Here is a 25,325-nt window from a genome sequence, read left to right as displayed (position 1 = left end):
CCGAACACAGAAGTTAAGCTTCTTAGCGCCGATTGTAGTGAGGGGTTGCCCCTTGTGAGAGTAGGACGTCGCCACGCTGGTAATATTCCGGCATAGCTCAGTTGGTAGTAGCGCATGACTGTTAATCATGATGTCGTAGGTTCGAGTCCTACTGCCGGAGTAGTTAAAGCACAATAGAGTAATCTATTGTGCTTTTTTTGTATTACAAGAAAGTATAATTTTTAAAAGCTTACTGTCAAATGAAGTTGGTGAAATTCGCTAACATCAAAAAATATAGAGCCTAAAAACGTAACTAAACGGAACGAAAGCAGAATTTTCGCTAAAAAAATTTAAATGTGCTAGCATCAACTTGTAATACATTGAAGGAGGTAATTGATAGATGTATCTAAAAATTTCTGAAAAAGCACAAGAAAGACTACAGAAGTATACTGATGAGGGTGCCACGATCATCCTTGATTTGGATGATGGTGTAGGAAAATATTCAAAGATGGGTGTTTGCTCATTGGATACTAGTTTCCGTTTACTCCTTTTAGATAAGAAACAAGAAAAAAATGATTATCCGCTCACCGTAGATAGTGATATAGGTGAAGTCTATATCAAAGACTATTCAAAGATGTATATGGATGAAGCAATGACTCTGACACTTGATCCGCGATTAGGTGTATTTAAACTTGAGAGTCCAAGTGGAACATTAGATAGTCATGTACAATTAGTTGATCTGCGACCATAATAGATAAAAAGTTAGAATATTGGATAAAAGTCCTGACGATATTCTAGCTTTTTTAGAATATAAAACAAATGATCGAACGTAAAACCCATCCACTAAATCTTAAGTCAGGAAATAATATCTTGAGATTGGTGAGAAACAGCAAGCAGTGAAAAAATTTTCTTCATGCAGCTAGTCACTAAATCTACAAGTGGATAGAATGAAAATAAAGAGAAATAAAATAAAAAAAGATTTGTAATTTTTTTAGCAGAGAACAACAAAAAAACAGCGTGAACAAGCTGATAAAACAACATGTTACGCTGTACAGATAAGCCACTTGCCGGGTTTGAACCGGCGACCTCTTCCTTACCATGGAAGCGCTCTACCAGCTGAGCTAAAGCGGCAAAAATCTTACAGATATTAGGATAACTAATATAGGTGGATTTGTCAATATTTAATTAGAGAAAACAGCTATTTTATGTTTGGAAATAAGGGGCAAAATACTGTTTTTAAATAACGTATTTTAAAAAATTTTTTCCATAAAAAAATAATAGAAATTTTCAAAAAAAGTATTGCGTTATTTATCGTAACTTGCTATTATATACATGTACTTGATTCCGGCATAGCTCAGTTGGTAGTAGCGCATGACTGTTAATCATGATGTCGTAGGTTCGAGTCCTACTGCCGGAGTAATTTGACCACAGTCGTTGACTGTGGCTTTTTTTTATAGAGAAAAAATAATATTTCCATAGATAAAAACGGTTCATTGGAGGAATTCCCTGAGCCTATTTTTTTGCTAAAAATGGTGAACGAAAAAGTGTTTGTTTAAGGTGATCTAAAAAGAGTACTCTTTTACCGAGTGCTTTTACTGTTAGAAAATTCAGAAAAAGAGTAGATTATAGATTATAGGTATCAAAAATGAAAGGTCGAATGCTTTATAACAAGTTTAAAACCACGTGATGCTGCGCAAGATGAATTATTATCTCCGGAAAATTCAGTGTTTCTGTTGATCGATTATCAACCAACTCAAGTCAATTCCATCAACTCCATGGACCGCCATCAATTAATTGAAAATGTAACAGCCGTAACGAATCTGCTGAAAGAGTATCAAGTGCCGATCATCCTTTCGACAGTCAATGTGGCAACTGGTCGCAATCAGGAAACGATTCCCCAATTAAAGAATGTGTTAGCTGATTTACCTAGCTATGATCGTACGTCAATCAATGCTTGGGAGGATGCAGAGTTTAAAGCTGCCGTTGAAGCGACTGGCCGAAAAAAATTGATTATTGCCGCATTATGGACGGAAGCTTGTTTAACTTTTCCAACCTTGGATACTTTGCAAGCTGGTTATGAAGTGTATCCGGTGGTGGATGCAGTTGGTGGCACAAACGTGATTGCCCATGAAACTGCTTTGCGCCGTGTGGAGCAGGCGGGTGCGAAATTGACGACGTTTGCCCAACTGGCTTGTGAGATGCAACGTGATTGGAATCGAGGAAAAACTGTACCAGTTTTTGTTAAAGCAATGCAAGACAAAGGAATTTTCTTGAAATTACAGTGAGGTGGGAGAATGCTTGATGTGATTGGTTCTATCAAAAATCTACAAGAAACAACTGAGCACCATTTTCTGCATATCAAAAATCAACATGACTTCATTCGAATCTGGGCGATTCAATTTGAAATCGCATATACCGATTTTAGGGTCATCCAACTGGCGCTACAACTAGCTAACGAAGGGTCATTATTATCCGAATTTACGCAAGCGTATCAAGCAGTTTATCAGTTTGAGTATGCTTTTGCAGAAGGTGGTTTGCCAGTGTTCAACCAACAATTTGGTAAACAAATGTCGGAATATGAACATGCGAAAAATCACTTGAGAGACGTTTTAGAAAGAATCAGGCAACAACAGCCTCCAGTGACTGCTGAAAATGATTTGATTTAGGAGGAGATCCAAGATGGTCCAAGAAATGATTTATGATATGGAAAATCAACTGGCATGCGACGTGTATCAACCCAACGTGACCAAAGGAACGATTATTCTGATTCACGGTGGTGGATGGTTTCGAGGAGATAAGCAAAAAGAATCAGCCTTAGCTGAACAGTTGGGGACAATTGGTTATTTGGTTATCGCTCCTAATTATCGTTTGGCACCCAACTATCTTTATCCAGCTGCCTTGAACGATGTGTTGAAGGTTTATGATTGGTTGCTAGCAAGTGATTTGCCAGTGGAAAAGGGAAAAATTGCCGCTTTAGGATCTTCTGCCGGCGGTAATTTAGCAATCGAACTGGCTTTACAAAAGGGAATTGCTGCGGCTTCTTGGTCAGAGATTATTGATTTAGCGGATTGGGTGGCAAAACATCCAGATGTCGTAGCTGAAATGAACCAAAACCCCAATTTTGATCAACAGGAAAGTCGTCAGATCGATCAAGGGGGAACCAACGACGATTTTTATAAGTGGTTTATATTAAATTATGTCGGTCAGGATCAAGTTTTGCTACAGCAAGCAGATCCGTTGCAGCGGGTTTCAGCTGAGAGTGGGCCGATCTTTTTGGCCAATTCTTTAGAAGAATTGGTACCGTTGAGCGGTGTGTACAAATTACAACAAAGCTTAGCTGAACAAAAGGTTCCTAGTGAAAGCAAACTTATCGCTGGTAGCCAACATGGAGAGGGTTATGCCGATGAAGTTTTTGCGAATACGCTGAATTTTTTACAGGAATACTTAGGTTGAAATCGGACTAAATTGAACCAGGAAAATTGCTGAATTGATTGAATACGAGGAATGAATTCAAGTCATAAAAAGTTTTAAAGATGATCCAGTAAGAAAGCTGATGAAGGATAAATATTTTTTCTCAGCTTTTTTCTGAACTCAAACGGAAATGTAAAGTAATCACAATAGAAAAATAGCGTTACTATGTTAATGAAAATCTAGCTTCATAAACTAACTCCTTACGGTAAAATAATAGACTATCGCTCATTTAGTCTGGATTGCAGTATAGTTATCAGCCAAATGGTCCATTTTAGGAAGTAGAAAAGGGTGTACAACGTTCTAGTCATATGACTTCTGCTACATATCTATGAGCATGGTCCTGTGTTAAAGAATACTTTTGTAATAAGGGAATGTGGGATAAATCTAAAAGTCGGTTTTGCTACAGACTCCGAATAAACGGCGTCCAAAGGTCTGGTTTTTCGGAAATTTCTAAAAAAATAGCGTAGGACAAAAGTAAGAAACACTTTTGTCTCGACCTCTTTGTTCACAGTAGTATTCTTTGTGCCGATGAATGAAAATTCTTTGAAGGAAATGAGTTGAGAGGACATTGTAATTCAAAGAACTTAAGAGTAGAATGATAAGTACATTTTGGATTGGAAGGATGATTGGATGAAAGCTATTACTTCGGATATGACGAAAAAATTTGAACAACAGTTTCAAGCAAGCAACAAGAAACAAGCATTACAAAGAGCTGTGGTAAAAAACGGAATCACTGCTTCTGCAGAGAATGTTTCTGCACATGTGACAAATACACCTGTATTTTCTATTGATCTAGCAACAGGAAAAGTTGCGAATCAAAAGCAATCAGGACGCTGCTGGATGTTTGCAGCATTAAATACATTCCGTCATAAATTATTGAATCAGTTCAATTTAAAAGATTTTGAATTATCTCAAAACTACACATTTTTCTGGGATAAATATGAAAAAGCAAACTATTTCTATGAAAATATCATTGCTACTGGAAAAGAAGCACTGGATAGTCGAAAAGTTGCCTTTTTACTTACTACACCTCAGCAAGATGGCGGACAATGGGATATGATCGTTTCGCTATTCCAAAAATATGGCGTTGTTCCTAAATCAGTGATGCCAGAGAGTGCAAATAGCTCTAATTCTCGTGAATTGAATAATTATCTAAATAAGATATTACGTAAAGATGCTGTTGCTTTGCGCAAAATGATTGCTGATGGAGAAATAAAAGAAACGATTCAAGCTAAAAAAGAAAAAATGCTAGAAGATGTCTATAATTTCTTGGCAACTTCTTTAGGTACACCTCCAAAAGAATTCGATTTTGAGTACCGTGATGAAGACAAAAATTACCACATCGACCAAAATCTTACACCACAAACATTCTATGACAAATACATCGGTGTAAAATTGGAAGACTATGTAAGTATCATCAATGCACCTACCAAAGACAAACCATTTGATCGCTCTTACACAGTTGAAATGTTAGGAAATGTCGTTGACGGAACAGAAGTAAAATACTTGAACGTTGATATGGAAACATTAAAAAAATTGGCGATCCGTCAATTGGAACAAGGAGAGTCAGTTTGGTTTGGTTGTGATGTGGGTCAATCTTCTACAAGAGATAGTGGAATCATGGCATTAGATGTTTATAGCATGGATGACCTATTTGATATTGATTTTACAATGACAAAAGCAGAAAGACTTGATTATGGAGAAAGTTTAATGACTCATGCGATGGTATTGACAGGGGTCGACATTGTTGATGGACAATCAACAAAATGGAAAGTTGAAAATAGCTGGGGTGAAAAAGTCGGAACGAATGGTTTCTTTGTGATGAGTGATGAATGGATGGACGAATACACTTATCAAATCGTCGTTCGTAAAGATTTATTGACAAAAGAACAACTAGCTGCATTTAATGAAGAACCAACTGTCTTGGCTCCATGGGATCCAATGGGCGCACTAGCTTAAATTCCAATAGATTCAACAGGAGAGGGAAAAATGTAGATTCCTTCTCCTTTTTTAGTGGGTTCCCTTCTAGCAGAGCTAAAAAGGAGTGTGTTCTTTGAGTGGATCATTTTTCTAGAACTAGCTGACTACATGCTGATTTCCTTCTTTTCTAATCGTCTATGGTATAATTCATATAGCAATATATAAAAGCAGAAGTCTGTTTTCCTAAGCCTGTAAGGAGGAGTAGAAATGGATGTACGATCGGTCTTGTCAGAAATCAAGTTAGAAGGAAAAATCATCCCAATCACTGGTGGTGATGTCAATCAAACCTATCGGATTGAGGGTCAATGTTCTTATTTTTTAAAAATTCATCCGAACATCGGTAAAGAATTTTTTGAAGTTGAAGCAGCTGGATTAAAAGAATTGGCACCTTATGTACGTGTACCAGAAACTTACATGCTAGGAGAAATACAAGATGGCGCCTACCTGTTGATGGAATGGATCGAACCAGGAGAAGGTAGCCAGGAAGAACTGGCCACTACTTTAGCCAACCTGCATATGGTAACTGCACCGCAATTCGGTTATCGAAAGAACAACTATTTAGGTATATTGCCCCAAATAAATACGTTTGAGGAAGATTGGTGGACGTTTTTTTTCAAAAACCGATTAGAGAGTCAAATTGCTTTGGCACAAAAAAATAATCGATGGAATCAAGTACGGCAACAAAAATTTTTAGTCTTCAAACAATATGTACTTGAAAGTTTAGCGAACAAAAAGATTGTGCCTAGCCTATTGCATGGAGACTTGTGGAGTGGTAATGTGTTCTTTGATCAGCAAGGAACACCGGTTTTCATTGATCCTGCAGTATCTTATGGTGATCGTGAGCAAGATATTGCAATGAGTCAGTTATTTGGCGGTTTTCGTCCAGAATTTTTAGAAAGTTATCAATTCAATTATCCTTTGGAAGAGGGCTGGAAAAAACGCCTATCTGTCTATCAGTTGTATTATTTATTAGCTCATCTAAATATGTTTGGAGAAACCTATGGCTCACAAGTAGAACAATTACTCGATAAAAGATAAGAGGAGGGTGTTTTTTTGGCAAAGAGATACACAAAAAAACATGAAGTTTCATATTATGAATGCGATATAAATCAAACAATGATGTTTCCATCAATGCTTGGAGTAGTAATCAAAACGTCTGAAGATCAAAGTGATGCATTAGGCCGAGGAAGTGACTTCGTCAAGAGTTTTGGAATTACTTGGGTCATCACGAATTATTCGATCATGATCACTAGACTCCCAAAAGTTGGCGAAATCATTTCTGTAACTACTCAGGCAATGGAATACAACAAATTCTTTTGTTATCGTAATTTTTGGATTCATGATGAACAAGGAGAAGAACTGGTTAAGATCGAATCTGTTTTCGTATTGATGGATTTTGTTAACCGTAAAATGAGTAGTGTAAATGAAGAAATCATTGCACCATTTGAAAGTGAAAAAATCAAGAAGATCAAACGTCAAGAGAAAATTGAAAAAGTAGAGGCTGGCTTTATGCTACCTTATCGTGTTCGTTTTTATGATATCGATAGCAATCAGCATGTGAACAATACGATGTACTTCAATTGGATCATTGATGTTTTAGGTTATGATTTTTTAACTACGCATATTCCTGAAAAAGTATTGATCCGTTTTGATAAAGAAGTTGAATACGGTAATGAGATCGAAAGTCATTATGAACAGATTGCTCTAGAAGATGGTGTCCAAACAAGACACGAGATTCGGATGCAAGATCAAGTGTATTGTGAAGCTAATATTACGTGGAGAAACAAAGAGGCATAATATTTATATTTTTAATGGATAAAAACTCTGAAAGGACGTACTTTATTGTGTACAATCCTTCAGAGTTTTTGCTGTAAAGTGGTTAGTTAGTGATAAAATCCGCTAACTTTTGCTCTTTCAAACCATAATTTAGCGCAATCAGTAACTTTAATCGGGCTTTTTGACTATTGATGCTGTTACAGAAAATGACACCCATATCGGCTAATTCCTTACCGCCGCCTTCGTAGTTGTAAACGGGTTCTGCAATCCCGTTGAAACAACGTGAAACAAGGATGACAGGGATTTTTTGTATCAATAATTTTTTCAATGCCGTCAGTGCTTGAGGTGGCAAGTTACCAGCGCCTAAAGCTTCGATCACTAAGCCATCTACTTTAGCATGAGCAAGTGCTTCTAAAAGATCCCCCTGCATGCCAGCATAGGCTTTAACGATAGGGATCGTTCCATTGACCGAAGAAATATCGAGTCGTGTAGAGTCTAACAATTCTTGCATGAATAAAATCCGGTGTTTGGTCACTAAACCGATGGGTCCTAAAGTCGGTGTTCTAAAAGTAGCCACGTTGGTTGTATGAGTCTTTGTGACATAGCGAGCAGAATGGATTTCGTCGTTCATGACCACTAAGACTCCTTTTCCAATTGCTTCATCGCAACTTGCTACGCGTATGGCACTTTCGAAGTTATACAGACCATCACTTCCAAGTTCATTACTAGACCGCATGGCTCCTGTGACCACGATAGGAATCTGGTCTCCGATTGTCGTATCCAAGAAAAAGGCTGTTTCCTCCAAAGTATCTGTTCCGTGGGTAATGACAACACCCCTAATATCTGAATCAATGGCTTCCATGATCCGTTTCTTTAAGATCAGCATGTGTTTTGGCATGATATGCGGCGAAGGAAGATTAAAAATATCTTCCATCACGAGATCGACATTTTCTGGTACAGTGATTTCTGCATCCAATAAGGGATTAACAACATCTGGACTCACACCCCCTGTCAAGATGTTTTCTTTCATAGCAATGGTTCCACCTGTGTGTAAAATAAGTATTTTTTTCATATTTATGGACTTCCTTACGAATAATTTTGCATAGGCTTCAAAGCTTATTGTATACTATATAAAAGAGTTTTGCTATCAAGGTGTTAAGTTAAGAACAATAGGCTTTATTACGTAGTGATACATAAGAACGTTGAATGAAACTTAGAAGAAGGATGGCTTGAAATGATACGTATTGGACTAACTTCGTTCAAAGAACATGATAAATTAACAGGTAAGAAAAATAATACACTTTATGAGTATGCAGGTTTCTTGCCTTTAGTGGAATTAGATACCGCTTATTATGGTATTCCACGGAAAACTTCAGTTGAGAAGTGGGTCGAAGAAGTACCAGAAAGTTTCCGTTTTGTCGTAAAAGTTTATCAAGGAATCAGTGGACAAAGCGATTGGCAGGAATATTACCAAACAGAAGAAGAAATGGTAGAGAAATTTTTAGACACCATGCAACCGATGTATGACAGTGGAAAGTTATTTTGTTTTTTGGTACAGTTTCCGGCGTCGTTCAAGTGTACCAAAGAAAGTGTCCAGTATCTGCGTAAACTTAGAAAGTGGTTCAATGGCTACCCCATTGCTATCGAACTACGTGATTATTCTTGGTATAGTCAAGCATTAGTTGAACGTACCAGAAGTTTTATGACACGCGCTGATTTTTCATTAGCAATCATTGATGAACCGCAATTACTTCAAACTACTGTGCCATTCGATCCTTATGTAACCAACGCTCAGTTCACACTTTTTCGGTTTCACGGAAGAAATAGTCAAGGTTGGCAAGCGAATGACAAAGATTGGCGAAAAAAGCGTACGCTTTATCGTTATTCTGAAGAAGAATTGATCGAATTAGCTTCTGCTATTCGATCAGTTGAGCAACAGACGAAGGACATCGGCATTATTTTTAATAATAATTCAGGTGGCGATGCGGCGGAAAATGCATTGGCTCTACAAAAAATATTGAAGATAAAACCACAAGGATTGAATCCAAAACAAATGGATTTATTTTAGAAAAGGGGCATTAGATGATCAAAGCGATTTTTTTTGATATTGATGGTACCTTGGTCAACAACCAGTCTAAAGCACTAGAGTCAACAAAAAAAGCAATCAATTATGCTCGAAAGAACGGTATATTATGCGGCGTAGCGACTGGTCGTAGTCCGATAAGGATTAAAGAAATCATTGATGAATTAGAGTTAGATATGTATGTTGTTTACAATGGACAATTAGTATTTACAGCAGATCGTACGATAGTGGATCAACCATTCGATCAATCCACATTAAAGAAGATCGTACGATTTGCAGATAAGAATCATCGACAAATTATTTTTGGAGGGCGGTATCAGCTAGCAGGTTCGACGACGATGCTATTAGGACAATCCTTGCTGATCAAGCGCATCGTTAGTTTTTTACCTAAGAAATTTCCTGTTCGATTGATGAAGAAAGGGCTGCAACTATTTAGTCCACACCGCCAGAAAAAAAGATATGAAACACTAGAAATCTTGAACGAACCGATCTATCAATGTATTTTATTGAGTCAAGAGTCAGAACAGGCAAAACTAGAAAAGTATTTCCCTGAGTGTTCGTTCCAACGTTCAAATGCTTATACAGTCGATATCATTCCAAAAGGTGGCTCAAAGCTTTCTGGTATCAAAACATTTGCAAAAGAAAAAGGAATTGAGATGTCTGAGATCATGGCGTTTGGCGATCATTATAACGATATCGATATGTTGAAAGGTGTAGGGATTGGTGTTGCGATGGGAAATGCACAGGATGAAGTAAAAGCTGCAGCCGATTTCGTGACCAAAACAAACGAAAAAAATGGCATATATGAAGGGCTCAAGCACTTTGGACTAATTTATTGAAAATGAAGATAAAAGGAAGAGAAGAATCATGACGGAAGAAACACCATTTCAAAAAGTAGAGGATTTTCATCGGATCTTTGATCCACGATCACCAGAATCTCCTACAGCTTTTACAAGTAAAGAAGCGAGCTACCGTGCAGGATTTAAAATTGAAGAATTGGTAGAGATGGTGGCAGCTACTGCTGAAAATGATCACCAAAAATTACATCAAGCTGTCAATGAACTACACGATGCATTAGATAAAGCAGAAAGAAAAATGTATACAAAAACGAATTGGGGAAAAGAACCGTTGATCGAACAAGTCGATGCATTAACAGATATCTTATACTTTACGTATGGTTCTTTTTCATTATTAGGAGTAGATCCAACCAATATATTTGATATCGTTCATCAAGCAAATATGGGAAAATTATTTCCTGATGGTCAACCACATTATCACCCAGTGACGAACAAAGTGCTAAAACCTGCAGATTGGGAACAAAATTATGCACCAGAGCCAAAGATAGCAAAAGAGATTCAACGGCAGATCGAGCAAGTGAAAAAGAAAAGTTAGTGGATAGCTGTGAAAACAATTAAAAGATATCCTGCTTTTTGTTCGTAAAAAAACGAATGACTGAATAAAGATTTTCTCTTAAGTTAGTGAATGCTTGAAAATAGTATGTTATAATTTACGGTAGATGTCTTTTGCACGAAAGACGTATTTATTCGTTTTATGCGAAGCGGATGTTCGTCTGAGCATAAAAAATAGATGCATATTGAAAACGGAGGAACCTTAAATGGGAAATAATGTAATCATCGGGATCGTCATTGCAATCATTATAGTCGCCATTGTCGTCTTTTTGGTTAGTTACTTGATGAAGAAAAAAAACCAAGATCGATTGGATGCCTTAGAAAAGCGCAAGGAAGAATTATTTGACTTGCCTGTGATTGAAGAAGTCGATGATGTCAAAAAAATGCATCTGGTTGGGCAAAGCCAAAATACCTTTCGTGAGTGGAGTCAAAAATGGAATGACATATCTACTTCCTCATTTGCTGAGTTAGAAAGTCAAATTTTTGAAGTTGAGAATCTAAATGAAAGTTTCCGATTCTTAAAGGGTAAAAAAGCTGTTGTTGAAGCAGAGAATATGATGAATCAAATGGAAAAAGAAGTATCTGAGATCCGTGAAGGATTAAAAGAACTTCGTGAAACAGAAGAACGTAATTCATTAGCTGTCCAACAAGCGCTTGATATCTACGAAGAATTGAAGGAAACGATCAAAGAAGATGAGCAATCATACGGTCCAGCATTCCCAGAGTTGCAAAAGCAAGTCAAAATGATCGAAAGTGAGTTTACTCAATTCGTCACATTGAATACCTCTGGTGATCCCGTAGAAGCGCGAGAAGTTCTGGATAAAGCAGAAAAACATACGTATGAGGTGGATGCTTTGATGAAAAAAATCCCACCACTATATGAAGATCTGGCTACTACTTTCCCAGAGCAACTTGAAGAAATTGATGATACTTACGAAAAACTAATGCAGGAACAGTATGTTTTTCCAGAAGAAGACCTTGTTGGAGAAATTGATAAAGTACGTAATCGGATCCAAGGTTCATTAGCGACCCTTGAAAAGACCGAAGTGGAAACGGTAGAATTCGAAAACCGCGAAACTGCGAATATGATCGACGCATTATATGATATTTTAGAACGTGAGATGGATGCCCGGAATTATGTGGCAACAAACCAAGCAACGATCGAACAATACATCAAACATGCGACAAAAAATAATCGTCAGCTACTGATTGAGTTAGATCATACTGCGCAAAGTTATGCACTAAATCATAATGAGATCGGCCGAGTAAGAGGATTCCAAACAGAAGTGGAAGAAATTGAACGACAAAATGAGCAAATGAAACCACAGATCCAACAACACACGGTCCCTTATTCTGAAGTACGTACATTCTACAAAAAAGTTTTCAAAATCTTAGAAGATATTGAAAACCAACAAGTAGAAATCGACGACTCTTTATATGAACTAAGAAAAGGTGAAAAAGAAGCGCAAGAAAAAATTGATACATTTGAATTTAAATTGCGTAGTCTGAAACGCTTTGTTGAAAAACAACGTTTACCTGGCTTACCAAATGATTATCTAGAATTTTTCTTTGTGGCGACAGAACGTATTGAAGAACTAAGTGTGGTACTGAATAAAATCAGAGTGAACATGGAAGAGGTCAATCGTTTAGTTGCTTTATGTGAAGAAGACTTAGAATTACTAGATAAAAAGACACATGATTTAGTCGATGCTGCTGCGCTAACTGAACAAATGTTGCAATATGCCAACCGTTACCGCCATACTCATGAAGAAGTCAAAGAAGCAATTGATAAGAGCTACTTTATGTTTAATAAAGAATACCATTATCAAGAAGCCCTAGATGAGATCGGTACAGCATTGGAACGTGTTGAACCTGGTGCATTTAAACGAATTGAAGATTTTTATTTCAATCATCCTGATCTAGTCTAATCAGAATCAACGAATAAACAATGAAAGCAACGTCAGCGGATAAGCTGATGTTGCTTTTTTAGTAAGTTTTAAAAAAATGAAATCTCATCCCACCCTTGAAAGCAGATAAGACAACCGTTATAATAGATGAGAATTTCAAAAAAGAGGGGTTTCTTATGATATATTTTGATAATAGTGCAACAACCCCAATCTTTCCGCAAAGTTTAGATGCCTACGTAAAAACAAGTCAGCGGATAATTGGGAATCCGTCAAGTTTACATGATTTAGGTAATCAAGCCAATCGTTTATTACAGCAAGCAAGAAAACAAATTGCTGAGTTGATTGAAGTAACACCCGATGAAATCTATTTTACTTCTGGCGGAACAGAAGGAGATAACTGGGTACTTAAAGGAACAATGATTGAAAAGTGTGAGTATGGAAATCATATGATCATTTCAGGAATCGAACATCCAGCAGTAAGCGAGACTGCTGAACAGTTAAAATCTTTAGGAGTAGAGGTTAGTGTGGCTCCAGTTGATAAAAAAGGTTTTGTGATTGTAGAAGAATTAAAGAAATTGATCCGCAAAGAGACTGTACTGATTTCCATCATGGCTGTCAATAATGAAGTGGGTTCTATTCAGCCTATCATGGAGATCAGCGAATTACTGAAAGATCATCCTAAGATCCATTTTCATGTGGATGCAGTGCAAGCAATCGGTAAAGTACCACTTTCCACTTGGTTGACAGACCGTGTTGATTTTGCCACTTTCTCCGCACATAAATTTCATGGACCACGAGGAATCGGCTTTATTTATTGGAAAAAAGGTCGACGTTTAGCACCGCTTTTAACCGGAGGTGGCCAAGAAAAAAATCAGCGAAGCGGCACAGAGAATGTACCAGCTATCGTTGCAATGTCTAAAGCATTGAGACTTGCTTTAGATATCAAAGCACAAAAGCCAGATCACACAAAAAATTTAAAGCATGCATTGATTGATGCTCTAGGAACATATGAAAAGGTCACGATCTATTCCGAAGGAGAAGATTACGCGCCGCATATTCTATGCTTTTCGTTAAAAGGCATCCGTGGAGAAGTACTGGTACACGCGTTAGAAGAAAAACAGATCTTCATTTCAACAACTAGTGCTTGTTCTTCCCGCAAACATATGGCAAGTAGTACGTTGCATGCCATGCATGTTCCAAACGATTTAGCGACTTCAGCAGTACGTATCAGTTTAGACGAAAGTAATTCGATGGCAGAAGTTGAACAATTTATGATCATATTCAAACAATTATATAAAAAGTTTTCAACAATCAATTAATTCTTGAGGAGTGTTTTTGTGAAATATAGTGAAATCATGGTCCGCTATGGTGAACTGTCAACAAAAGGGAAAAACCGAAAAAGTTTTATCATGCAATTAGCACAAAATGTACGTCAAGCCCTTGGCGATTTTCCAGAAATCAAGATCCATGCTGACCGAGATCGAATGCACTTATTATTGAATGGTGCGGATAGTGAATTAGTTATTCCTAAATTAGCAAAGATTTTTGGTATCCAAAATTTTTCACCGAGTATCCGGATCGAAAAAGATGTGGAACAACTAAAAGCAGCTGTTCAAGAAATCATGAAGGAAATCTACACAGGCAACGAAACATTTAAAATCATTGCAAAACGTAGTGATCATGACTTTGTATTGACAAGTAACGAATTGAATCAAACTCTAGGAAATGCTGTCTTTGATATTTTTCCAGATATCCAAGTACAAATGCGTAAACCAGATATTCCCTTACGTGTAGAGATACGCCGTGATGGCGCCTATTTATCTTATGAGACCATCAAAGGTGCAGGTGGGTTACCAGTAGGAACAAGTGGAAAAGGGATGCTGATGCTTTCAGGTGGTATTGACTCTCCAGTTGCTGGTTACTTTGCGATGAAACGTGGCGTGGAAATCGAGGCTGTCCACTTTGCTAGTCCACCATACACAAGTGAGCAAGCTTTACAAAAAGCAAAAGATCTAACTGGAAAACTGACTCCATATGTTGGAAAAATCGTTTTTATTGAAGTACCTTTTACGGAGATCCAAGAAGAAATCAAGAGAAGTGTACCACAAGGTTATTGGATGACGATTACGCGTAGGATGATGTTGCGTTTAACAGATGAAGTCCGACGCATTCGCCAAGGTTTGATTATCCTGAATGGCGAATCACTTGGCCAAGTAGCGTCTCAAACTTTGCAGAGTATGGTAGCAATCAATGAAGTCACGAATACACCGATCATTCGTCCAGTAGCAACTATGGACAAACTAGAGATCATCGAAGTGGCTGAACGTATCGATACATTTGAATTATCTATCCAACCATTTGAAGATTGCTGTACGATTTTTGCACCACCACAACCTAAAACACGTCCTCGTTTGGATAAAGTCCATCAGTATGAAGAACGTTTAGCAGTCGATGAAATGATCGAGCGAGCATTAGCTGGGTTGAAAATCGAAACGATCCATACAGAAACGACAGAAAAAGCAGCTGAAGAATTTTCTGATTTACTATAGTGAGAAGCTAATAGGCGAAGAATAATCACAAGTAAAAAAGCAATCAGTCTTCAATAAGTAAAATTTGATTTTAGAATGAGGTTGAGACAAAAGTCGTTTAGGTTTGAGAAATCGGAGAGAAAAACGAACAATACGTTTTTTGTATTGCTCGTTTTTTTGAAATTTCTGAAAAACCTGACTTTTGGACGACGTTTATTGGGAATTAGAATCTGCAGCAAACCTGATTTTTTAGATTTTTTCCACATTCTTTCTGTTTATTTAGTCGTAGCATAAGGAAGAGATCGTTTATTTTTTTACAAATGTTGCCCACACAGCGAATAAATGCTAAACTGAGTATGTGAATAAATTAACAAGGAGCTTTGACTATGGGAGAAAAATCAGAAACGTTGCCAAAAGCGACAGCTAAAAGACTGCCTTTGTACTTGCGTTATTTGAATATGCTTAATGATTCTGGCGTTGGCCGTATCAAATCAAATGAATTCAGTAAAATCACGCAAGTACCCTCTGCAACGATCCGCAGAGATTTTTCGTATTTAGGAGAATTAGGGCGCAGTGGTTATGGGTACGATGTCCCTTATCTTATAGAGGTATTTGATCGTATTTTAAATACAGATGAGGAAAAACGGATTGCTTTGGTAGGATACGGAAATCTTGGTAAAGCATTGAAACACAATAATTTTAGAAGAAATGAAAATTTGAATATTGTCTGTGTGTTTGATAATGATCCAGACATTGTTGGAAAAGTGATCGATGGGGAAATGATTTATCCAATCGATCGTTTTACGGAAATAGCAAAAGAAAAAAACGTGGCAGTCGCAATATCGACGGTGCCAAGCAAATATTCACAATCTGCAATTGATAAAATTGTTCAGGGCGGAGTATCAGCAATTTTGAATTTTGCGCCAGATCGAGTAAAAGTTCCCGAACACGTAAATATCCAATACATTGATTTAACGACAGAATTGCAAACACTTATCTATTTTGATGAAAAATATTCAGAAGTATTTGCCTAACAGACGCGTTGCTTTATTCAATAAAAATAAAGCGCTATCTTAAAGTCCTATCTGTGATGTCCACAAATAACTTTTACCACTAGTATAAAAATATGAGAAACTGTTTTCTCTTTTTCATCACTACTGCTCAAATTAAAGGCTTTCTACGACCTGATAGACGGCGTTCGTAAAGCAGATTTTCAATACTAGCTCTGAAAAAAACATGGGGAGCTGTTTTCTCTTTTTCATCGCTACTGCTCAAATCTAAACGTTTTGCTCACGACCTTTTATTGACTTTAATTTCTAACCATTGTAAAATGAAGCATAATGTTGAACAAGAGGAGTAGCTGGTTTAGGTACTTTTAGAGAGAGAACGAATGGGTGGAACGTTCTTAGTAGCAGCTGGTGAAGGTAGCTTGGGAGTTTTTATCTTGAATCTTTTAGTAGGGATAAACGGGTCGTGATCGTTAACTCACATGGAGAGGTAATAGGAGAAACTATTACAAATTAGGTGGTACCGCGTAAATCAATACGTCCTAAAATACGAAAGTATTTTAGGACTTTTTTTATTTTTAAGGAGGAAATCAGTATGACGGAAGAAAAAAATTTATCAACAAAATACAATCCGCAAGAAGTTGAAGCTGGCCGTTATCAAAACTGGTTGGACCAAGATTTGTTCAAACCAAGTGGCGACAAGAAAGCAAAACCTTATTCAATCGTGATCCCGCCACCAAACGTAACTGGGAAACTTCACTTAGGACATGCGTGGGATACGACCTTGCAAGACATGCTGATTCGCCAAAAACGCATGCAAGGTTATGATACTCTTTGGTTACCAGGAATGGACCATGCAGGAATTGCCACACAGGCAAAAGTAGAAGAAAAACTTCGTCAGCAAGGTATTTCTCGTTATGATCTAGGACGTGAAAAATTTGTTGAACAAGTCTGGGAATGGAAAGAAGAATACGCAAGCCATATTCGTGAACAATGGGCAAAAATGGGCTTATCTTTAGATTATAGCCGCGAACGCTTTACTCTAGATGACGGGTTATCAGAAGCTGTACGTAAAGTATTTGTGTCTCTTTATGAAAAAGATTTGATCTATCGTGGTGAATACATCATCAACTGGGACCCACAAGCACGTACTGCTTTATCAGATATCGAAGTTATCCATAAAGATATCGAAGGTGCGTTTTACCACATGAGTTATGAACTTGCTGATGGTTCTGGTGTGGTTGAGATTGCTACGACTCGTCCAGAAACGATGCTTGGAGATACTGCGATCGCCGTTCACCCAGAGGATGAACGATACCAAGAACTGATTGGTAAAAAGGTTATTTTACCTTTAGTAAATAAAGAAATCCCGATTGTTGCGGATGAATACGTAGATATGGAATTTGGAACAGGGGTCGTAAAAATCACACCTGCCCATGATCCGAATGACTTTGAGGTAGGTGATCGTCATGATCTGCCACGGATCAACGTCATGAATGAAGACGGTACGATGAATGAACTAGCTGGTAAGTATCAAGGAATGGATCGTTTTGAAGCACGTAAAGCAATCGTCTCTGATCTAAAAGAAATCGGTCGTCTGATCAAAATCGAGAAAATGATCCATAGTGTTGGTCATTCAGAACGTACAGGCGTAGTTGTGGAACCACGTCTATCAACACAATGGTTCGTTAAAATGGCACCTTTAGCTGAAAAAGCGATGAAAAATCAAGAAACAGAAGATGCTGTAGAATTTTTCCCACCACGTTTCAACCAGACGTTTTTACGTTGGATGGAAAATGTTCATGATTGGGTCATCTCTCGTCAATTATGGTGGGGACACCAAATTCCAGCATGGTACCATAAAGAAACTGGTGAAATGTATGTTGGGATGGAAGCACCAGCAGATAGCGAGAATTGGCAACAAGATCCAGATGTTTTAGATACGTGGTTCAGCTCTGCTTTATGGCCTTTTTCGACTATGGGATGGCCAGACGAAACGAGTGAAGATTACCAACGTTATTTCCCAACAAGTACATTAGTTACTGGGTATGACATCATCTTCTTCTGGGTTAGCCGAATGATTTTCCAAAGTTTAGAATTTACCGATCGTCGTCCATTTGAGAATGTGTTGATCCACGGACTGATCCGTGATGAACAAGGGCGTAAGATGAGTAAATCTCTAGGTAATGGGATCGATCCGATGGAAGTAATCGAAAAATATGGTGCAGATGCCTTACGTTGGTTCTTGTCAAATGGGTCAGCACCTGGTCAAGATGTTCGTTTTAGTTATGAAAAAATGGATGCTTCATGGAACTTCATTAATAAAATTTGGAATGCTTCTCGTTTCGTCATCATGAATATCGAAGGCATGACTGTAGAAGATATTGATCTAACTGGTGAAAAGACGGTGGCTGATCGTTGGATCTTAACTCGTCTGAATGAAACAGTGGCTAAAGTAACAGATTTGTTCGATCATTTTGAATTTGGTGAAGCAGGGCGTCAATTGTACAACTTCATCTGGGATGATTTTTGTGACTGGTACATTGAAATGAGTAAAGAAATCTTGTATGGAGATGACGCAGTTTCGAAACAAACAACTAAAAGCATCTTAGTGCATACGTTAGACCAGATTTTGCGACTATTGCATCCAATCATGCCATTCGTTACAGAAGAAATCTGGCAACATATCCCACATCAAGGAAGCTCATTAGTCATTGCTGACTATCCAGTTGTTCATCCAGAATTTGATGATGAAACAGCTTCTAAGGGAATGGAAGTATTGAAAGAATTGATTCGTTCCGTGCGAAATATTCGTTCAGAAGTCAATACGCCATTATCTAAACCAATTACTTTGTTGATCAAAACAAATGATCCAAAAATCGATCAATTCTTGGCAGAGAATACAAGTTATATTGAACGTTTCTGTAATCCAGAAGAATTGACGATCTCTAGTGATATCGTTGCACCAGATCTAGCGATGTCTGCTGTTTTGACCGGGGCAGAAATCTTCTTACCATTGGCAGGACTGATCAATATTGAGGAAGAAATCAACCGTTTGGAAAAAGAATTAGCTAAATGGACGAGCGAAGTCAAACGTGTCCAAGGCAAACTAGGAAATGAACGATTTGTTTCCAATGCACCTGAAGAGGTCGTTGAAGAAGAGCGTGCCAAAGAAAAAGATTACTTGGAAAAACAAGCTGCTGTAAAAGAAAGAATCCAAAGTTTACGAACGATCCAATAAGTAGGCATCAAAACCGATAAATGCTTATTTTTGGCAAAGATTAGCAAAAAATGTTGAGGTAACCCTTATGGAATTTGCAGCTAGTTCAACTATATCCAGTAGATTCTATAATCGATGGCTAATCATTTCAAAATCAACTTTATTATTCATTTGAATAAGCAACAAAAAGACAAGAGCCTCCTAATTGGTTAGTACAGAAACTAACTTTTAGGAGGCTCTTTACGCATTTTTTATAGGTCTTAATTAAAGTAGAATATAAAAAAGATCATCGAAATTCTTTTAACCAATCTTGAAATATGGAGTGGCTAAATAAGTGCACCAAGTAATTCAAGTCATGGTTGTTTAGAAAGCTGTCACATGAAATACATTTTGGGTGATTGACGATTGCCAGATTTGTGAGGAAAAAGTCATAAGTTTCTACTTGTCGTTCTAGATTCACCATATTATCAAAAGTAATTGCTTCAAAAGAGAAGCGAGAACCAAACCATTGATTCAAATAACCAGCAAGCATGAGATTATGCGGGTTTCCAAAAGTACAGGCAACGGCAATTCGTTTAGCTTGTTGGTGCTGGATGAATAGTTGTACGAGTGTAGTATCATGCACAATCAGATAATAGATCAATTCAAAAAATAAATCATCATTTGCTATTTTGTTTTTAAAAATGAGAAATGCTTGTTTCAATTGTTCAGAAATACTTGAACAAAAACAACCGTTCTGCATAAAAAAATCTAAGACAAAACGTTTTTTGAACGAATTTAATAAATCAGTCCTACCATTCAAAAAATGAATGATCAAATCAACAGTATGAGGTAAAAAAGAATCAGATTGAGCTTGAAAAATCTGATACATTTTCTTTCTCAAATGGAGTAATTCCTTTTTGAACTCTCTTTTTTCTGTTGGCAATATAGGCTGATTTAAATCTGTATAGCAACGGACAAAAAGGTTGTGGATAAAAACTGTATAAGGAATTTTAAACGTTTGCTCAAAACGTTTTTGATTGACTAAGATTTTTGAACAATCCATTTCTTGGTTGGATAAATCAGTCAAGCAACGTGGATAATGCATACTTAGCTTGATCATCACCCATATATATAGTTCGATATGTAGCTCCTCCGGTATCTGTTTCGAGAGGCTGTCGGTAATTTCTTTGATTACTTTTCGTTCTCTAGCTGGAATCAAACTAGTCAGTGAAGGGTATTTTTCGTATAAGAAAGTAGTAAAAAAATGTGCTAAATGATAAAAATCTCCATGAAAGTACAGTGGTGAATTGGAAAGAAAAATATTCTCTTTCTCCAAAAAGCAAATGGTTTGTTTTTTGATACGGCGATACTTCGAGGGATTCAGGTGTAGCTGATCAATCAGTTTATTTGTCTGAGTGAAAGGATGAAAAAATAGGTATTCTAAAAATGCAAAATGGTCGGAACAAGTATAAAAATAAGAATAAATAACAGGGTAGCTGATAATTGTGTTTTTCAATAAGCGGATTTCGTTATTTTTCTTTTTGATCTGTAAAAAAGGAAGCTTGATAAGAAGTTCATCTAAGTAGTTGCATAAAGTTTGTTTAGAGATAAGGCTCACTTTAGCTAGATCATCGAGCGAAATTTTTTGTTTTTCCAACAAAACTTCTAGGATGATGAGCTGAGCACTCTCTTTTTTAGATAATAAAGTATGCATTGTTTCTTCCTCTCTATTTGGTTTGTCTATATAATTATTGATTCTAACAAGAATACACGTATGGCTTACACTTGTTTTTTACAAATCTCAAATTTTTTGAACTCGGCGATTCTTTTTTAAGACTGTTTCCTTTTTCTGTTAATCAGTATTCTTTTTGTTATAATAAAAAAGAATGGGGGAATCGTTAATGAAAATCGAAGAGGCAATTGCTTGGATCCATAGTCGTTTACCTTTTGGATCAAGACCTGGTTTAGATCGAGTGGAGTCATTACTAGAGGTGGTCGGTCATCCAGAAAAAAAAGTCAAAACAATCCATATAGCAGGAACGAATGGGAAAGGGTCAACAGTCACTTATCTTAGATGCTTATTAGAAGAGGCTGGTTTGACTGTAGGAACCTTTACTTCCCCATATATTGAATCATTCAATGAAAGAATTTCGATCAATGGACAAGGTATTCCTGACCAAGATCTGATCGGATTAGTAAATAAATATCAGCCATTAGTGGAACAGTTAGATCGTTTTGAAGCTGTTTCTGGGATCACTGAGTTCGAAACATTGACAGCCATGGCATTTGATTATTTTTTAAATAAAGAAGTGGATGTAGCGATCATAGAAGTCGGGTTAGGTGGATTGTTTGATTCGACAAATGTGGCTGTACCAATGCTTACGGGTATTACTACAATTGGCTTGGACCATACGGATATCTTGGGCGAAACGATTGAAGAAATTGCTGCACAAAAAGCAGGGATCATCAAACAAGGGATACCTGTTGTAACTGGGAATATAGAGAAACGCGCGTTAGAAGTAATCAAAAAACAGGCAAAGCTTAGAAATGCCCCTCTTTTTGCCTATGATGATGCGTATCATGTGGAATACAAACATCCTGCAGAAAGTTGGGGCGAACAATTTACATTTATTAACGACCATGGCAAGATGACACGTCTGACGACCTCAATGATCGGGCAGCATCAAGTAGAAAATGCAGGAATGGCTATCGAATTATATCAAATTTACTGTTTGAAAGAAAAAATCCCATTTCGTGAAAAAGAAATCATCAAAGGACTAAAACGTGCCCATTGGCCTGGTCGCATGGAAAAATTGAATAATGAACCCTTAGTAGTTTTAGATGGTGCCCATAATGCACACGCTATTAAACGATTGGTGCAAAATTTAAAAAAAGAATTCAAAGAATACCATATCAATGTGCTTTTTTCTGCATTAAGAACGAAGAATGTGGAAAGTATGATCGAACAATTGAAGAAGGTCCCTAATATCCATATTTACTTAACAACTTTTGAACATCCAAAAGCAATCGAGTTGAGTAATGTTTCAGATTTAGTGGATGACAAAGTATCAATCGTTTCATTATGGCAATTTGGATTAGCAGAGATATTAGAAAAAATGACAGATGAAGATGCTTTAGTTGTGACTGGTTCGCTTTACTTTATTTCAGATGTACGAAATCTATTATTACAATTAGGAGGAAATGATGAATTATAAATCAGTGATTTTTGATATGGATGGCTTGCTGTTTGATACTGAGATCGTTTATTACGAAGCAACACAGGTAGTGGCTGATCGCTTTGGATTTCCTTATGATAAAGAACTCCACTTGAAATTCTTAGGCGTGTCTGATGAAGAAGTTTGGGCAAACTATCACCGTATTTTTGCTGACTTTGGGAAAGATACTGTCCAACGATTTATAAAAGAAGCATATAATGAAACTATCCAACGATTTTCACAGGGAGAGGTGGCACTGAAACCTGGTGTGATGGAACTATTGGATTTTTTGGAAGAACATAAAATACCAAAAGTTGTTGCCTCAAGTAATCAACGGAAAATCATTCAGTTGCTTCTTGAAAAAAATCAGTTGACTGGGTATTTTGAAACAATCATTTCGGCTGAAAATGTCCAACGAGCAAAACCAGATCCAGAAATCTTCTTAGTGGCAAATGAATACTTAGGCACGAAAAAGCATGAAACACTTATTCTGGAAGATTCACAAAACGGCATACTAGCTTCTGCACAAGCGAATATACCTGTCATCATGGTTCCTGACCTGTTGCTTCCATCCGAAGAACTAAGACAAAAAACAGTAGCTGTTTTATCTTCCTTACATGAAGTACCTCAAATGATGAAAAAATAAAAAAAATTGCCCCTTTTTTTCGTATCTTATTGTGTGAAGAGAAAAAGGGGGTTTTTTATGGAGAAAAATTTGATGCGCACGGTACCAATGACTTCACTACCTAGAGAAAGAATGCTGATATATGGAGAAAAATCATTGTCTGACCAAGAATTACTAGCGATTTTACTGCGCACGGGTCAACATCCTTTTAATGTTTTAGAAGTAACAGGACATCTATTAAAAGCATTTGGCGGATTGGCTCTCTTGCGACAAGCTACGCTTTCTGAACTAGAAAAAGTAAGAGGGATCGGACAAGTAAAAGCTCTTGAAATAAAAGCACTGATCGAACTAGGTACTCGGTTTCATGCTGAACAGGTACAGGTCAATCCTAAGATCCGTGCAAGTGTTGAATTAGCAAAACAATTGATCTTAGAGATGAAAGATTATCAGCAAGAACACTTAGTCTGTATCTATTTAGATACGAAGAACCAAGTCATATTGAAAAAAACGCTGTTCATCGGTTCCTTGAATCAGACCATTGCGCATCCAAGAGAAATTTTTCATTACGCTGTTCGTTATTCTGCAGCTAGACTGATTCTTGTGCATAATCACCCATCTGGAATATATAAGTTAGTACACATAAATTATATAAGGAAATTTGCTGTTATATTGCCATCTGGAAATACTATTATGTCATCGATAATTGAACGCCATAATGCATTTTTTTCTTCTTTCGAAGATTCTGTATAAATTTCATCGAATTCTTTTGATAGAATAAACTCGACATTTTTTATATCTATTTTAGCTGGCTCTACTTCAATTTCATTTAATTCTTTCATTAAAGCTTCTCGATCTTTTTTGTATTCCTCTAAGTCTATAACTTCATTCAAGTAGGCTTTCTTCAATCTATCTAATTTATTCTCAATATTTTTCTTACTATTTTTCTTTTTAATAATCTTTGGTTGTTTTTTTGAATAGTTTATTTGTATTTGTTCAAATTTTTGTTTAGTAGCTTCAAAAATATAACGTTCTAAATTTTTTTCGTAAAAAGCGTGCTTATTTGTGCAACGTAATTTATTATTTCTTCGTTTTACACATCTATAACAAGTCCTTTCGTATATAGATTCTGTACCGTCTTTTTTCTTATATCTTGCTTTAATAGTTTGACCAGCTACTGATCCCTGACAGTCAGAACATTTTAATAAACCTTTAAAAATGTAATCGCGTTTTGCATTTGTTTTTAAATTTTTAGGTAATGCTTTTTGAACAGCATAAAAAAGTTTTTTATCAATAATAGGAGGACAGTAATTTTTATTATTTCTTAATTCACCAATGTATTTTTTGTTCGTCAACATATTTTTAACACTTTGATAATCTCTAACGATTCCATACTGAGAGCCTAAATAATAAACAGTTTTTCTTAAACTACCACTAGAAAGAAAGTAGTTGAATATATCTATCACGATAGGAGCATCATCATTTATTACTAATTTCTTATTTTCTATAGAGTAGCCTAACGGAGTTTTCCCGCTTACTACTTCACCTTGTATAATTTTATTTGCCATAACAGCTTTGATGCGTTCCGAATCAATTTGGGCTTCCAATTCAGCAAAACTCATTACTTGTGCAATGAAAGTTCTGCCGTACGCTGTAGTTGTATCATAATATTGTTGTGAAACAGCATTCCAAGAAACATTGTGTTTTTCTAAAATTTCTTGAGTGTTTAAATAATGTCGTAGATTTCTAAACCATCTATCTAATTTTGTAAATAAAATTATATCTATTTTATTTTCTTTTACATCTTGTAATAGTTTTTGAAATTCATCGCGATTTATTTTTTGACCAGAAATACCACCGTCTACATATTCATTAACTACTTTCAAATCCTTGTGTTGTTCGATATATTCATAGAGGGTTTCTTTTTGTTCTCTAAGACTATCTCCATGTTTGGCTTGTTGTTCAGTTGATACTCTCATATATAATGCTACTCGTTTCATGTTATCTCCTTTCGAATGTATGTTCTTATTAGTTGTAAAAGAAAAGCCCGAAGGCTTTTCTTTAATCATTTAAATGTTGTATTGCATAGTTAGCTTCTTCTGGAGTAAATTTTTCTCCAGCATCAGAAGTTAATTGATCTCTAATT

General features: G+C 36.6%; 22 protein-coding genes, 3 tRNA genes, 1 rRNA gene and 1 other annotated feature. Of the genes, 21 read left to right on the top strand and 5 right to left on the bottom strand.

Features of this window, described 5'->3' with window-relative positions:
• The 3 genes from rrf to DVW83_RS12785 form a co-directional block, all read left to right on the top strand.
• Positions 1–77: ribosomal RNA gene (gene rrf / locus DVW83_RS16155) — 5S ribosomal RNA — on the top strand; the annotation flags it as partial.
• Between the two features lie 9 nt (positions 78–86).
• A tRNA-Asn gene (locus DVW83_RS12790) sits at positions 87–160 on the top strand.
• Positions 161–379: 219 nt separating this feature from the next.
• Positions 380–730 carry an iron-sulfur cluster biosynthesis family protein gene (locus DVW83_RS12785; protein WP_005880598.1) on the top strand — a complete coding sequence of 117 codons (351 nt, stop codon included), beginning with the start codon at positions 380–382 and terminating at the stop codon, positions 728–730.
• A 307-nt stretch (positions 731–1,037) separates the two neighbouring features.
• Here DVW83_RS12785 and DVW83_RS12780 read toward each other — a convergent pair.
• Positions 1,038–1,110: transfer RNA gene (locus tag DVW83_RS12780), tRNA-Thr, on the bottom strand.
• Positions 1,111–1,322: 212 nt separating this feature from the next.
• Here DVW83_RS12780 and DVW83_RS12775 point away from each other — a divergent pair.
• The 7 genes from DVW83_RS12775 (at position 1,323) to DVW83_RS12745 (ending at position 7,227) form a co-directional block, all read left to right on the top strand.
• Positions 1,323–1,396, top strand: a tRNA-Asn gene (locus tag DVW83_RS12775).
• Between the two features lie 247 nt (positions 1,397–1,643).
• Complete coding sequence (locus DVW83_RS12770; RefSeq protein WP_104661426.1) at positions 1,644–2,264, top strand: hydrolase; 621 nt, start codon at positions 1,644–1,646, stop codon at positions 2,262–2,264.
• Positions 2,265–2,273: 9 nt separating this feature from the next.
• On the top strand, positions 2,274–2,645 hold the full coding sequence (locus tag DVW83_RS12765) for a hypothetical protein (protein WP_104661427.1): 372 nt from the start codon (positions 2,274–2,276) through the stop codon (positions 2,643–2,645).
• A 13-nt stretch (positions 2,646–2,658) separates the two neighbouring features.
• Positions 2,659–3,432, top strand: a complete 774-nt coding sequence (locus tag DVW83_RS12760; protein WP_137239454.1) for an alpha/beta hydrolase — start codon at positions 2,659–2,661, stop codon at positions 3,430–3,432.
• 648 nt (positions 3,433–4,080) lie between these two features.
• Positions 4,081–5,409, top strand: coding sequence for an aminopeptidase C (locus DVW83_RS12755; RefSeq protein WP_104661429.1), 1,329 nt, complete (start codon positions 4,081–4,083; stop codon positions 5,407–5,409).
• Positions 5,410–5,637: 228 nt separating this feature from the next.
• Positions 5,638–6,468, top strand: coding sequence for a fructosamine kinase family protein (locus tag DVW83_RS12750; RefSeq protein WP_104661430.1), 831 nt, complete (start codon positions 5,638–5,640; stop codon positions 6,466–6,468).
• Positions 6,469–6,483: 15 nt separating this feature from the next.
• On the top strand, positions 6,484–7,227 hold the full coding sequence (locus tag DVW83_RS12745; protein ID WP_104661431.1) for an acyl-ACP thioesterase domain-containing protein: 744 nt from the start codon (positions 6,484–6,486) through the stop codon (positions 7,225–7,227).
• An 82-nt stretch (positions 7,228–7,309) separates the two neighbouring features.
• Here the strand turns inward: DVW83_RS12745 and DVW83_RS12740 are convergent, their stop codons facing one another.
• Positions 7,310–8,278 carry an asparaginase gene (locus DVW83_RS12740; RefSeq protein WP_104661432.1) on the bottom strand — a complete coding sequence of 323 codons (969 nt, stop codon included), beginning with the start codon at positions 8,276–8,278 and terminating at the stop codon, positions 7,310–7,312.
• Between the two features lie 162 nt (positions 8,279–8,440).
• On the opposite strand from DVW83_RS12740, the gene DVW83_RS12735 reads away from it, so the two are divergent.
• The 8 genes from DVW83_RS12735 (at position 8,441) to DVW83_RS12700 (ending at position 19,381) form a co-directional block, all read left to right on the top strand.
• A complete protein-coding gene (locus DVW83_RS12735; protein WP_104661433.1) occupies positions 8,441–9,274 on the top strand; it encodes a DUF72 domain-containing protein in 834 nt (277 codons plus the stop codon).
• Positions 9,275–9,288: 14 nt separating this feature from the next.
• Positions 9,289–10,128, top strand: coding sequence for a Cof-type HAD-IIB family hydrolase (locus DVW83_RS12730; protein ID WP_104661434.1), 840 nt, complete (start codon positions 9,289–9,291; stop codon positions 10,126–10,128).
• A gap of 28 nt (positions 10,129–10,156) precedes the next feature.
• A complete protein-coding gene (locus DVW83_RS12725) occupies positions 10,157–10,681 on the top strand; it encodes an HAD family hydrolase (RefSeq protein ID WP_137239452.1) in 525 nt (174 codons plus the stop codon).
• A 223-nt stretch (positions 10,682–10,904) separates the two neighbouring features.
• Positions 10,905–12,626 carry a septation ring formation regulator EzrA gene (locus tag DVW83_RS12720; RefSeq protein WP_104661436.1) on the top strand — a complete coding sequence of 574 codons (1,722 nt, stop codon included), beginning with the start codon at positions 10,905–10,907 and terminating at the stop codon, positions 12,624–12,626.
• A 155-nt stretch (positions 12,627–12,781) separates the two neighbouring features.
• Positions 12,782–13,924 (top strand): cysteine desulfurase family protein, encoded by a 1,143-nt coding sequence (locus DVW83_RS12715; RefSeq protein WP_104661437.1) that lies wholly within the window; start codon positions 12,782–12,784, stop codon positions 13,922–13,924.
• Positions 13,925–13,942: 18 nt separating this feature from the next.
• Positions 13,943–15,154 carry a tRNA uracil 4-sulfurtransferase ThiI gene (thiI, locus tag DVW83_RS12710; RefSeq protein ID WP_137239450.1) on the top strand — a complete coding sequence of 404 codons (1,212 nt, stop codon included), beginning with the start codon at positions 13,943–13,945 and terminating at the stop codon, positions 15,152–15,154.
• Positions 15,155–15,519: 365 nt separating this feature from the next.
• Positions 15,520–16,167, top strand: coding sequence for a redox-sensing transcriptional repressor Rex (locus DVW83_RS12705; RefSeq protein WP_104661822.1), 648 nt, complete (start codon positions 15,520–15,522; stop codon positions 16,165–16,167).
• A 300-nt stretch (positions 16,168–16,467) separates the two neighbouring features.
• Positions 16,468–16,688 (top strand) — a binding site (T-box leader).
• A gap of 47 nt (positions 16,689–16,735) precedes the next feature.
• A complete protein-coding gene (locus DVW83_RS12700; RefSeq protein WP_104661821.1) occupies positions 16,736–19,381 on the top strand; it encodes a valine--tRNA ligase in 2,646 nt (881 codons plus the stop codon).
• A gap of 265 nt (positions 19,382–19,646) precedes the next feature.
• Here DVW83_RS12700 and DVW83_RS12695 read toward each other — a convergent pair whose 3' ends face one another.
• Positions 19,647–21,056 (bottom strand): helix-turn-helix domain-containing protein, encoded by a 1,410-nt coding sequence (locus DVW83_RS12695; protein WP_104661820.1) that lies wholly within the window; start codon positions 21,054–21,056, stop codon positions 19,647–19,649.
• A 187-nt stretch (positions 21,057–21,243) separates the two neighbouring features.
• Here DVW83_RS12695 and DVW83_RS12690 point away from each other — a divergent pair, with 187 nt between their 5' ends.
• The 3 genes from DVW83_RS12690 to radC are packed head-to-tail and all read left to right on the top strand — an operon-like array spanning position 21,244 to position 23,932.
• A complete protein-coding gene (locus DVW83_RS12690; RefSeq protein ID WP_104661819.1) occupies positions 21,244–22,557 on the top strand; it encodes a bifunctional folylpolyglutamate synthase/dihydrofolate synthase in 1,314 nt (437 codons plus the stop codon).
• Positions 22,547–23,203: an HAD family hydrolase gene (locus DVW83_RS12685; RefSeq protein ID WP_104661818.1), complete on the top strand. Its 657-nt coding sequence runs from the start codon at positions 22,547–22,549 to the stop codon at positions 23,201–23,203. Before DVW83_RS12690 ends, DVW83_RS12685 begins: the two co-directional genes overlap by 11 nt.
• Positions 23,204–23,260: 57 nt before the next feature.
• On the top strand, positions 23,261–23,932 hold the full coding sequence (radC, locus tag DVW83_RS12680) for a RadC family protein (RefSeq protein WP_137239448.1): 672 nt from the start codon (positions 23,261–23,263) through the stop codon (positions 23,930–23,932).
• On the opposite strand, the gene DVW83_RS12675 is transcribed toward radC, so the two are convergent.
• Together DVW83_RS12675 and DVW83_RS12670 are read right to left on the bottom strand one after the other, a co-directional pair.
• The gene (locus DVW83_RS12675; RefSeq protein ID WP_137239446.1) at positions 23,827–25,179 is read right to left on the bottom strand and encodes a recombinase family protein; all 1,353 of its coding nucleotides are present in this window, start codon (positions 25,177–25,179) and stop codon (positions 23,827–23,829) included. The two genes, radC and DVW83_RS12675, sit on opposite strands and share 106 nt — an antisense overlap.
• A 61-nt stretch (positions 25,180–25,240) precedes the next feature.
• The coding region (locus DVW83_RS12670) for an Ltp family lipoprotein (RefSeq protein ID WP_174784286.1) at positions 25,241–25,325 on the bottom strand (85 nt) is incomplete at its 5' end.

Origin of the sequence: Enterococcus sp. VV15 (genome assembly GCF_005236045.1) — a bacterium.
Lineage (GTDB): Bacteria > Bacillota > Bacilli > Lactobacillales > Enterococcaceae > Enterococcus_B > Enterococcus_B durans.
This window is presented reverse-complemented; position numbering and strand designations above follow the sequence as displayed.

Bases quoted from the DNA above. Each gene is read 5' to 3' on its own strand.
- DVW83_RS12785 (WP_005880598.1), top strand. From the start codon at position 380: ATGTATCTAAAAATTTCTGAAAAAGCACAAGAAAGACTACAGAAGTAT.
- DVW83_RS12765 (WP_104661427.1), top strand. From the start codon at position 2,274: ATGCTTGATGTGATTGGTTCTATCAAAAATCTACAAGAAACAACTGAG.
- DVW83_RS12760 (WP_137239454.1), top strand. From the start codon at position 2,659: ATGGTCCAAGAAATGATTTATGATATGGAAAATCAACTGGCATGCGAC.
- DVW83_RS12755 (WP_104661429.1), top strand. From the start codon at position 4,081: ATGAAAGCTATTACTTCGGATATGACGAAAAAATTTGAACAACAGTTT.
- DVW83_RS12750 (WP_104661430.1), top strand. From the start codon at position 5,638: ATGGATGTACGATCGGTCTTGTCAGAAATCAAGTTAGAAGGAAAAATC.
- DVW83_RS12740 (WP_104661432.1), bottom strand. From the start codon at position 8,278: ATGAAAAAAATACTTATTTTACACACAGGTGGAACCATTGCTATGAAA.
- DVW83_RS12735 (WP_104661433.1), top strand. From the start codon at position 8,441: ATGATACGTATTGGACTAACTTCGTTCAAAGAACATGATAAATTAACA.
- DVW83_RS12730 (WP_104661434.1), top strand. From the start codon at position 9,289: ATGATCAAAGCGATTTTTTTTGATATTGATGGTACCTTGGTCAACAAC.
- DVW83_RS12725 (WP_137239452.1), top strand. From the start codon at position 10,157: ATGACGGAAGAAACACCATTTCAAAAAGTAGAGGATTTTCATCGGATC.
- DVW83_RS12720 (WP_104661436.1), top strand. From the start codon at position 10,905: ATGGGAAATAATGTAATCATCGGGATCGTCATTGCAATCATTATAGTC.
- DVW83_RS12715 (WP_104661437.1), top strand. From the start codon at position 12,782: ATGATATATTTTGATAATAGTGCAACAACCCCAATCTTTCCGCAAAGT.
- DVW83_RS12705 (WP_104661822.1), top strand. From the start codon at position 15,520: ATGGGAGAAAAATCAGAAACGTTGCCAAAAGCGACAGCTAAAAGACTG.
- DVW83_RS12700 (WP_104661821.1), top strand. From the start codon at position 16,736: ATGACGGAAGAAAAAAATTTATCAACAAAATACAATCCGCAAGAAGTT.
- DVW83_RS12695 (WP_104661820.1), bottom strand. From the start codon at position 21,056: ATGCATACTTTATTATCTAAAAAAGAGAGTGCTCAGCTCATCATCCTA.
- DVW83_RS12690 (WP_104661819.1), top strand. From the start codon at position 21,244: ATGAAAATCGAAGAGGCAATTGCTTGGATCCATAGTCGTTTACCTTTT.
- DVW83_RS12685 (WP_104661818.1), top strand. From the start codon at position 22,547: ATGAATTATAAATCAGTGATTTTTGATATGGATGGCTTGCTGTTTGAT.
- radC (WP_137239448.1), top strand. From the start codon at position 23,261: ATGGAGAAAAATTTGATGCGCACGGTACCAATGACTTCACTACCTAGA.
- DVW83_RS12675 (WP_137239446.1), bottom strand. From the start codon at position 25,179: ATGAAACGAGTAGCATTATATATGAGAGTATCAACTGAACAACAAGCC.